Annotated in this window: 8 protein-coding genes; 4 read left to right on the forward strand and 4 right to left on the reverse strand. The window is 51.1% G+C overall.

Annotation, left to right across the window (positions count from 1 at the left end; genetic code table 11):
• The coding region (locus OXF42_01940; protein MCY4046857.1) for a class I tRNA ligase family protein at positions 1-1,382 on the forward strand (1,382 nt) is incomplete at its 5' end.
• 2 nt (positions 1,383-1,384) lie between these two features.
• Here the strand turns inward: OXF42_01940 and OXF42_01945 are convergent.
• Positions 1,385-1,729, reverse strand: a complete 345-nt coding sequence (locus OXF42_01945) for a histidine triad nucleotide-binding protein (protein ID MCY4046858.1) — start codon at positions 1,727-1,729, stop codon at positions 1,385-1,387.
• Positions 1,730-2,011: 282 nt separating this feature from the next.
• On the reverse strand, positions 2,012-3,118 hold the full coding sequence (locus tag OXF42_01950; GenBank protein MCY4046859.1) for a DNA replication/repair protein RecF: 1,107 nt from the start codon (positions 3,116-3,118) through the stop codon (positions 2,012-2,014).
• Positions 3,119-3,201: 83 nt separating this feature from the next.
• Between OXF42_01950 and OXF42_01955 the strand changes: the two genes are divergently transcribed.
• The 3 genes from OXF42_01955 to OXF42_01965 all read left to right on the forward strand — a co-directional run bounded on the left by OXF42_01955 (position 3,202) and on the right by OXF42_01965 (position 6,946).
• Complete coding sequence (locus OXF42_01955) at positions 3,202-5,313, forward strand: AAA family ATPase (protein MCY4046860.1); 2,112 nt, start codon at positions 3,202-3,204, stop codon at positions 5,311-5,313.
• On the forward strand, positions 5,306-6,043 hold the full coding sequence (locus OXF42_01960) for a prepilin peptidase (GenBank protein MCY4046861.1): 738 nt from the start codon (positions 5,306-5,308) through the stop codon (positions 6,041-6,043). The genes OXF42_01955 and OXF42_01960 overlap by 8 nt, the downstream gene beginning before the upstream one ends.
• Before the next feature lie 75 nt (positions 6,044-6,118).
• On the forward strand, positions 6,119-6,946 hold the full coding sequence (locus OXF42_01965) for a type I restriction enzyme HsdR N-terminal domain-containing protein (GenBank protein MCY4046862.1): 828 nt from the start codon (positions 6,119-6,121) through the stop codon (positions 6,944-6,946).
• Positions 6,947-7,250: 304 nt separating this feature from the next.
• On the opposite strand, the gene OXF42_01970 is transcribed toward OXF42_01965, so the two are convergent.
• Together OXF42_01970 and OXF42_01975 are read right to left on the reverse strand one after the other, a co-directional pair.
• Positions 7,251-7,769, reverse strand: coding sequence for a hypothetical protein (locus OXF42_01970; GenBank protein ID MCY4046863.1), 519 nt, complete (start codon positions 7,767-7,769; stop codon positions 7,251-7,253).
• Positions 7,766-8,262 (reverse strand): AAA family ATPase (locus OXF42_01975; GenBank protein MCY4046864.1); only part of this gene is annotated, 497 nt, incomplete at its 5' end. The genes OXF42_01970 and OXF42_01975, both read right to left, overlap by 4 nt.

The following is an 8,262-nucleotide window of genomic DNA, read 5'->3' on the forward strand; positions in this document are numbered from 1 at the left end:
TTCCGATACCGGCATTCACAAATGCGGACGGTGAAATTCTTATGACGGAAAGGTCTGTTCTTGCGGTTGCGGAAAAAATAAGAGAGAAGGGAAGCAACCTTTGGTTTCATGCGGAGGCGGCGGAGTTGCTTGAGAGTTACAAACCGGAAAAAGACCCGGACGCGCCAAAGTGGGCAAAAGAAAATTGGAAGCCGTCCGCGCTTAAAAAAGGCAAAGACATTTTTGATGTGTGGTTTGAGTCCGGCGTGTCGTGGCATTCCGTGATTGAGAAGGGAGAGCAGGGAAGGGCGGACTTGTATCTTGAGGGTTCAGACCAGCACAGGGGCTGGTTTCAGTCGTCTTTGCTGACATCTCTGGGAGCGACCGGCAAACCGCCATTCAGGCATATACTGACGCACGGCTTCATAGTTGACGCGCTGGGCAAGAAGATGAGCAAGTCGGGCGGAAACGCTCTTGAGGTTGAGAAGATTCTGGAGCAATACGGCGCGGATGTGTGCCGCTGGTGGGTCGCCTCTCTGAATTACTCAAAAGATGTAAAAGCAGACATAAAAATCATAGAGGCGGCGACTGATGAGTATAGGACAATACGGAATACCATCCGGTTTCTGTTGAACAATCTGAATGATTTTGACCCTGAGAAGGACAGAGTTGAGGTTGAAGGAGATGAGTATTTTGTCAATAACATCGCTCTTGGAGAGTTAAGAAAAATGATAGGGAGAATAGAGATGAGTACTACCGTCTCTTTTGATTACAAGGGGATGAGTAGAGGCATTCTATCTTTTTGCGACCAGTTCCTGAGCAAGCATTACATAGAAGCTGTGCGCGACCGCCTTTACTGCGAGAGACCGGACAGGAAAGAGCGAAGAAAGACACAAACTGTTATGTATGACGTGGCGGATGCACTCATTAAACTGTGTGCGCCAATTCTCGTCCATACGGCGGAAGAAGCGTATAAAAGCCTCCCCGGAAAGGAAAAAACTGAAAGTGTCCATATGACAAGTTTCCCTGAAGGAGGAGGCAAGATAGTAGAAACGAATAAGGAAGTAAAGATTATGGATGAATGGAGTGAAACAGTCCTTCCCTTTAAGGAAAAATGCCTTATACAATTGGAGCGAGCCAAAGAAGAAGGTAAACCTTCAAACCCTCTGGACGCAGAGATAAGAGCAAATCGCGGCTCGTACGATACCTTCTTTAGTAAAGAGTTAGCAGACCTCATAGGAGTCAGCAGAGTAACTTTTGAGGATGGCGATATTGATATTTCAGTAACAGACCTTACAGACCAGCCCAAGTGCAATCGCTGCTGGAAACGGGCGGAAACGGCAAAAATCCGTTCAGACGGCGGAACTCTTTGCGACCGTTGCGCTGACGCGGTGGGCGTTTAACTTCACCCCGGCGGCCATTCCATCTTTCTGCCGCCGAGGATATGAATATGTATATGAAACACCGACTGCCCGGCACTCTCGCCGGTGTTGACCACTATCCTGTATCCTTCCTCTGAAACGCCCGCTTTTGAGGCGATTTCCGGCACTTTCACCATCAAATGCCCCATAATCCCCGCATCATCGGCTTTCAGGTCGCTGAGAGAGGCGATTTCCCGCTTTGGTATCAGAAGGATATGCACGGGCGCCTGAGGGCTTACATCCTTGAAGGCGATACATACATCATCCTCATAAACAATGTCCGCCGGAATCTCCCGGTCTATGATCTTTGAAAAGATGGTCGGCAACAGTCTCTTTCTCCGCCGGGAAGGATAACAGGCAAACTCCCATCCGCGCAAGTCCGTGAAAAGTCCGTGTCCGTCCGCGCCACCCACAAAAGCAAAGGTTTGAACCCACTTACATCAACTTTAACTATGTATCAACTCCCACACTTAACTAATTGATACCACTAACTATTTCAGAACTCACACCCCGCAATAATATACAATGTCCGATAAGGTATATTATGTTAACTTTTATCTTTTCTGTTTATCAAACCCGTCAAAAAGCGTCAAAAAATTTCCGGTTAAGGGTCAACCCTTCCCCACGACCCTGCCGCCGCTTATTTGGAAGGTTTTGCGTTTTCCGGCATAAAGGATGTCCGAGGCGGACGTGGATGTTACGAAGATCTGCCCCGGATACCCCATAAGCATCTCAAACAGGAACTTTCTCCGTTTCGCGTCCAACTCGCTTGATATGTCATCCAGCAAAAAGACCGGGTTTTCCTTGCGAAACCGCTGATACAGACGAATCTCGGCAATCTTCATCGCCAGAACCACACTCCGCGCCTCCCCCTGAGAGGCGTAAAGAACGCAGTCTCTGCCCCCGATTTGCAGGGATATCCGGTCTCTGTGAGGCCCCGCGGAGGTGTATTTAAGCGCCATATCACGGGAAAGACGGCTTTTAAGCGTCTTTCTGATGGAATCCTCATACGCAACCCTGCCTGAACCGGAAACCTCGCAGGACGGCTCATAAACAGCCTTCGCCCCTTCCCCGTTGCCGCTTATCCTGCCGTAAATGTCCGCTATCTCGCCGTTTATCCTGTTTGTAAGACGCATGCGCTTTTCCACTATTCTGCCCCCTATTGCGGCTATCTGTTCATCCCACGGCTCAACAGCCCGCGCGGTTGCCCGCCCAGAGGCCAGCGCCGAATTGCGCTGCCGCACCACGCGCTGAAAGTCTAAAATGTCCTGAAAATGAGACGGCGCAAGCCCGCAGATGATTGAATCAAAATAACGCCGCCGCAAAGACGGGCTGCCTTTGGCAAGTTCCACCTCCTGGGGCGTGAAATGAACGACCTCAAAATCAAGCGCCTTTTTTGCAAGGCTTGCGGGCCTCTTGCCGTTGACCTCAATCCTCTTGCCGCCCCGCCTGAATTCCGCCCTTATTTCAGACACCGAGGGCGGAGCGCCCTTCTCTATCACGCCGGAAAGAACCGCCGTCTCCGCGCCGAAACGCACCACCTCCGAGGCGCTTGCGCCCCTCATCGGCTTGAACCTGCAAAGCATATAGACGGCCTCAAGCAGGTTTGTTTTCCCCTGCCCGTTCTCCCCGCAGATGAGATTGAAACCGGGATGAAAAGCCAGAGTTTCAGAGGTGTAACACCTGACGTTGCTCAAAGATGCCGACTTGATTATCAAGAGTAGGAAGTGTGAAGAGATAAACGGCAAAAATCAACCGCCTCACAAGCGGACGGAGTGGTGTATTATTACCGGTTGGACAAATGATATCGCTCAGAATCTCAGAGATAGACCGGACCGACCTCGGAAAGGGCTTTGCAAAACTCAGCCGCAACAACATGCATGAGTTGGGCGTGGAGCCGCTTGACACGGTTGAAATCGGCGGCAGAAGAAAGACGGTGGCGCGGGTTGTGCCGCTTGAAGAACAAGGCGGCGCGAGTGAAACCATTATTGAGATTGACTCCTTCACCCGGCGCAACGCGCGCTCCGACATAGACGACTTTGTGGTAATCAGAAGGTCGTCTTTTGAGACGGCAAGGTCCGTCACGGTGGCGATTTCAGACAAAAGCGTTCTGTATGAGAGAGACGGCAGGAATGAAATTCTGTCCAGTCTGCTGGGTCTCGCGCTGACCGCCGGAGACAGGGCGGGAATGGGAGACGGCAGCAAAGACAGGGGCGAGATATACGTCATCGGCACGTCTCCGTCATCGGGGCCCGTTATTGTCGGCAACTCAACGGAGGTGCGCATTTCGCGCATACCGGAAAACGGGGAAGACGGGGCGGTGTCCGGCTACTCGCGCATAGGCGGGCTGAAAAAGCAGATAAACAAGATCAGGGAAATCGTTGAAATCCCCATCCGTTTTCCCGAAATTTTTGCAAGTCTCGGCATAGAGCCGCCGAGGGGAATACTGCTCATAGGGCCGCCCGGCAGCGGAAAAACCATGCTCGCCAAGGCGGCGATAAGCGAGACGGGGGCAAACTTTCAGATTGTCAACGGGCCTGAAATCATCCACAGACACTACGGCGAAAGCGAGGCGCGCATCAGGGAAATTTTTGACCTTGCGGAGAAAAAGCAGCCGTCCATAATTTTTCTTGACGAACTGGACGCCATAGCCCCCCGGCGCGACAAGGTCGCGGGCGAGGTGGAAAAAAGAGTGGTCGCCCAGTTGCTCACCATGATGGACGGGCTCAGGAAGAAAAACAACGTCATAGTCATCGGGGCAACCAACCTGCCCGGCCTCATAGACCCCGCTCTCAGGCGGGCGGGCAGGTTTGACAGGGAAATACGGATTGATGTGCCCGACACTCTTTCCAGAGTTGAGATTCTGAAAATTCACTGTGAGGCGATGCCCCTTGCGGACGATGTTGATTTCCAGCGCATAGCCGAGGCGACAAACGGCTTCACCGGCGCGGACATTGAGATGCTGTGCAAGGAATCCGCGCTCAAGGCGCTCGGCGAGTTTATTGAAGGGGAAGGCGCGGACGGGAAAATCAAAAACGGCGGGCCCAAGGTCTCCATGGAGCATTTCGCCGCCGCGCTCAAAGAGGCGGAGCCGTCCGCCATACGCGAGATAGCGGTTGACATACCCGAAGCGGGGCTCGCAAGCATAGGCGGGCTCAAACAGGTTAAAGCCGTCATTCAGGAATCGGTTATCACGCCGCTCAAACACAAAGACCTTTACAAGGCGGCGGACGTGAACCCGCCGAGGGGAATACTGCTTTGCGGGCCTCCGGGAACGGGCAAAACACTCATCGCCAAGGCGCTTGCCAATGAGTGCGGCGCAAACTTCATATCGGTCAAGGGGGCGGAACTGCTTTCAAAGTATGTGGGGGAGTCCGGGCGGGCGGTGAGAAACATTTTCTCAAAGGCGAGGCAGGTCGCCCCGGCGATACTGTTTTTTGACGAGATAGACGCGCTCGCGCCGACAAGGGACGACTCGGACGGAAACAGGGTTTCGGCGCAGGTGGTAAGTCAGCTGCTCGCCGAGATGGACGGCATTGAAGACCTTACGGATGTTCAGGTGCTTGCGGCGACCAACCGCAGAGACATTGTTGACCCCGCGCTTATGCGTTCGGGAAGGTTTGACATTGTTCTCAACATACCTCTTCCCGACAAAGAAGGCATTGAGGAGATCTTGCGCATACACAACGGCGAAAAACCCGTTGCGAAAAGCCTTAATTTCCGCGCCCTTGCCTCAAAGATGAGGGGGCTGAGCGGAGCGGACATAAAACTGGTTTGCGACAAAGCGGCGGTTCTGGCGATTAACGAGCAGATAAAAAGCGACAACAAGGCGTTCAGAATAATGAACTCCCATTTCACAAAGGCGCTGAAAGAGGTCAAAGAGAAAAACGCGCCGCCGAAGTCCGGTGGCTGACCACCTCCCCGCTCTTCTTCCGGCGCTGTTTTTTGCGGGCGGGGCGCTGGGAAGTTTTTTCGGCGTATGTGTCCGGCGCGTGCCGGCGGGGAATTCCGTTCTGTTTCCGCGCTCCGCGTGTGAATCGTGCGCAAGCCCCGTGCCGCCGTTTCTGAACATTCCGGTTGCGGGCTTTGCCGTGTGCCGGGGCGCGTGCCGCAGGTGCGGGGCGAAAATCCCGCGCGTCTATCCCGTCCTTGAAATTTTGTGCGCGGTTTCCGCCGTGTGCGCGGCGGCGGTTTTCGGGCTGTCGTGGGAGGCGCTCAGGTGTTTCGTTCTGTTTTCCGCCCTTGCCTTTGCGGCGGCGTTTGACGTTGAGACCATGACCGTGCCGGACTTCATAACCTTCCCTCTTTTCGGCGCGGGAATTGTTTTGTCAATTCCGGACGGAAACATATCGGAGTCCGCGCTCGGAGCGGCAATAGGCGGCGGCGCTTTGCTTGCCGCCTCGTTCTTCTACCGCATTGCCAGAAAGAAAGACGGCATCGGCGCGGGAGACGTCAAACTCATGACCGGGGCGGGGGCGTTCACCGGGGCGGAAGGCGCGGCGGTTGCAATTCTGCTTGCCTCGGCGGCGGGAGCGGCGGGCGGTTTTGCGTATTTGAAAGCGCGGGGGATGAAACTTTCCACCCCCCTGCCCTTCGCCCCGTTCATCGCGGCGGGAGTGGCGGCGGCGTTTTTGTTTGTGTGAAAACTGCTACTTTTGGAAGTCGGCAAGTGATTGACAGGTGTTGCGCTTCAAGTATAATAATTTTGTAACTTTACTATGGCAACAGTCCCAACAGCAACACAAAAAAGATTCTCTGCGGCAGTGCCGAAGTTTCGAAAAGTTCTGGAACTGGCGCGAAAGAGGGATGTTAACGAGTCCGATACAGTCACGATTGTGACAGACATTCTTGAGGAAGTCTTTGGTTTTGACAAGTACTCTGAGATTACGAGAGAGTACTCAATAAAAGGAACATACTGCGACCTTGCAATCAGCACGTCCAAGAAAATTGAATATCTCATAGAAGTAAAAGCCATTGGCACTGACCTGAAAGACAACCACTTACGTCAGGCTGTAACTTATGCGTCTCAAGAAGGTATACGGTGGGTAGTGATAACAAACGGCATCATGTGGGAAGTTCACCGCGTTAAAGTTGACAATCGCGTGGAAAATACGAAGTTGATTGGTTTTGATTTCACAAAACTAAACCCGCGAAAAAATGAAGACCAGGAGATATTGTTTCTCCTATGTAAGAGAGGTGTTCAGAAAGATGTTATTGATGAGTTTTACGAATACCGCCAATCTGTAAATCGTTACTCGGTCGCCGCTGTGATTATGTCTGACCCTATTATCAGTGCTGTGCGTAGAGAACTGCGTCGCATTAAGAGCGGTCTCAAGATAACAGACAAGAACATAGAAGATTTAATCAAAGAAGAAGTGTTGAAACGTGATTTGGTCGAGAATGAATCTACTAAAGAAGCAGCGAAAAGGCTTCGGAAAGCCTTAAAGAAAATTGCTACAACAAAGTCTTCCAAAGCAAGCGGTAAATCGACCGACAAGAGCAACAAATCAGATAATGTTGACGCATTCAAGGCGTTTACTAATTGACATTGGATAATCAACTATTCAGAGAAGAAGTCTCAGAACTTTTGCTCGAAGTTTTAATAGTTGAAATCATCATTACAATCTTTATGCTGGGTTGGTCGCAACTGAACGCGCATATTGGAAGTCCCCCGAAATGGATACAAACAGTTATCAAGTATGTTGGTCAAAGATTGGTTTTCAGAGTGGTGCAGTCATTGATTTTCAGGGTTGCTGTACGGTTTGGACTGTATGCAACTATCTGGGGAGAGATTTGAACAGTCGAAATCCATCATTTCAAGAAAAGCGGGCGCGGGAAACCCTTCCCTATCTAGGCTATAAGTTTATGCTTCCTCGCCCCTTTGTCATTAAGAACCAACACCGAGTTTGGACCTAACCCCCACGTCTTGACGGTTGGACGAAGGGCCTTCTTCATCACTTCATTCACGCGAGAAAGCCATTCCTCTTTATGCGCCTTGATTACAAGCACGAACCGGACTTGAACCGTTCGTAGATCAAGATTCTTAAATGCCTTAGGAAGTTCTTTTGCAGATTTCGGATGTCTTCCCAGACGAGATGCCCATCCCAAAGAGAAAGCATTAATCAGTTGCTCACAAATGTCTGCGATGTTTTTGTCAAAATCCTCTCCCCCTTGTGTTTCAGGATTTGAAACGCTCGACTTGGCTTCCACCACTAAGAGTGTAGATTGTTGCAACAGGAGGAAATCCGCTATTTTTACTCCCTCTCTAACAGCGGCATACGCATCACTCTTCTCAATTTGAAAGAAACAATCGCTTTGGTAAGGGCCGAACTTCATACCGGACTCCGTAATGGTGGCCTTTGTTGTCATTTGAGCGCCAACTTCACTTCTTCTTTATAGAGCCTGATAGACTCATCAATAATCGGGTTATCCGGCCATTCATCTTTTAGATTGGATGAATTGTACTGTAGTCCATCTGTGATTGAGATTACGGGAATACTCATTTCCTTACTTTGGGCAACCAAGAACAGTTTCTTCACCACAAAATAAGAGTGACTGCTAAGAAAAAACTGCATTCCCCGTTGTGCAAGCAGGGCGATGATGTCTAACAGGTCTGATATGGCTTTAGGGTGTAGAGCAGACTCCGGCTCATCAATGAATATGACCGAGTCTGTGTCCAGATACCTATTGCCGAGCAGGGTGTCAAGAATGGCAACCTTTTTGATGCCTTCCGCTGTTGTGCCCATGGTAAACTTTTGATTGGCTTTCTTGAACTCCCAGTTTTTGGACACATCATTGTAAATGATGCGACCGCCGAGCATTTTCTCCAAGTCCTTTCGGGACTGGGCAAACTCCTGATAAT

The organism is Candidatus Dadabacteria bacterium (assembly GCA_026708565.1).
In the GTDB taxonomy this organism is placed as follows: Bacteria; Desulfobacterota_D; UBA1144; order Nemesobacterales; family Mycalebacteriaceae; genus Mycalebacterium.

Coding starts and splice junctions, on each gene's coding strand:
- OXF42_01970 (MCY4046863.1), bottom strand. CDS start 7,769: ATGACAACAAAGGCCACCATTACGGAGTCCGGTATGAAGTTCGGCCCT.
- OXF42_01955 (MCY4046860.1), top strand. CDS start 3,202: ATGATATCGCTCAGAATCTCAGAGATAGACCGGACCGACCTCGGAAAG.
- OXF42_01965 (MCY4046862.1), top strand. CDS start 6,119: ATGGCAACAGTCCCAACAGCAACACAAAAAAGATTCTCTGCGGCAGTG.